This window comes from Halobacillus sp. BBL2006 (assembly GCF_000786645.1).
Classification (GTDB): Bacteria; Bacillota; Bacilli; order Bacillales; family Halobacillaceae; genus Halobacillus.
In genome coordinates this window covers 1-1,212 of record NZ_JRNX01000154.1, presented here as the reverse complement: position 1 = coordinate 1,212, position 1,212 = coordinate 1, and the positions used below count along the sequence as shown (strand labels likewise).

2 protein-coding genes are annotated in these 1,212 nt (G+C 43.2%); both read left to right on the top strand.

The annotated features are described in order from the left end of the window. The first annotated feature begins 104 nt into the window (after positions 1–104). Positions 105–962 (top strand): MurR/RpiR family transcriptional regulator, encoded by an 858-nt coding sequence (locus tag LD39_RS05575; protein ID WP_035543785.1) that lies wholly within the window; start codon positions 105–107, stop codon positions 960–962. 14 nt (positions 963–976) lie between these two features. Beyond that, positions 977–1,212 (top strand): FGGY family carbohydrate kinase (locus LD39_RS05570; RefSeq protein WP_035543784.1); only part of this gene is annotated, 236 nt, incomplete at its 3' end.

Below are 1,212 nucleotides of genomic sequence, written 5' to 3'. Positions count from 1 at the left end.
ATACAATGGTTTTTCAGAAAAAAATTTCATCACCTCTCACTTTTCTTTGAAAATTTTTTCGTATACAATAGAAGTACCTTGTAGAACTAATAGGAGGAAATGCCATGCTTGAAGCACCAACCAAACACGTCATTAGTCGTATTCGTTCATCCTATAGCCAATTTAGTGAAAAAGAAAAATTAATCGCTGATTATATATTAGAAAACACAGAAGAAATCGTTCATTCTACAATCAACCAGGTCGCCGATGACCTTATGGTCGCGGATGCAACCGTTTTCAGGTTCTGTAAGCGGTTAGGTTTCAAGGGCTATCAGGCGATGAAAATCGCGCTTGCCTCAGAAATCGTTAATCCAATCAAAGATATCCATGAAACCATTAAAGAAACAGACAATGATCTTGAAATTACTGAAAAAGTTTTTCAAGCCAACATTCGCGCTCTCGAATCTTCGAGAGACGTTCAAAATGCCGAGAGCTTGTCCAAAGCGATGGAATACTTACTGGAAGCGAAGCGCGTTTTCTTCTATGGAAGCGGTGGCTCGGGGATTCTGGCGCAGGACGCTCAGCACAAATTTATCAGGACCGGTATGGATACCCATGCTTATACGGATTCCCATCTTCAATTAATGTCCGTTTCCCAGCTGAATGAAGACGATCTTGCCGTCGTGTTTTCTCATACCGGTTCGAATCGAGATACGCTTGATATTGTGGATATTGCTAAAGAAAGAGGAGCGAAGACGCTTGCCATTACGAACTTTGCCAAATCTCCTTTAACAAAAAAGGTTGATTTGAGTTTATATACAGTGGCGCAGGAAACGGAATATCGCTCGGAGGCACTTGCTTCAAGAATCGCGAGTCTATCACTGATTGATTCGCTGTTTGTGAATTATAGCGTGAAGATGAAAGAACAAGCGCAGGAAGCAACCCAACGGATGCGGGATGCCATTTCAAGAAAACGGATGTAGAAAGGAAGTCGTTGATGAAGTCATATGTAATCGGACTGGATCTTGGAACAACCAGTGCAAAGTCAATCATTTTTGACCCGTCCGGCCATGTTGTCGGGGAGCATGAGGTAGGCTATCCGCTGCTTCATCCTCAAAACGGGTATGCCGAGCAAGATCCATCCACTATTGAAGAAGCAGCTCTTGAAGCTATGTCGCTGAGCAAAGAAGCTGCGGGGATTACCGCTAGTGAGATCACTGGTGTGGGAATCTC

Bases quoted from the DNA above. Each gene is read 5' to 3' on its own strand.
- LD39_RS05575 (WP_035543785.1), top strand. From the start codon at position 105: ATGCTTGAAGCACCAACCAAACACGTCATTAGTCGTATTCGTTCATCC.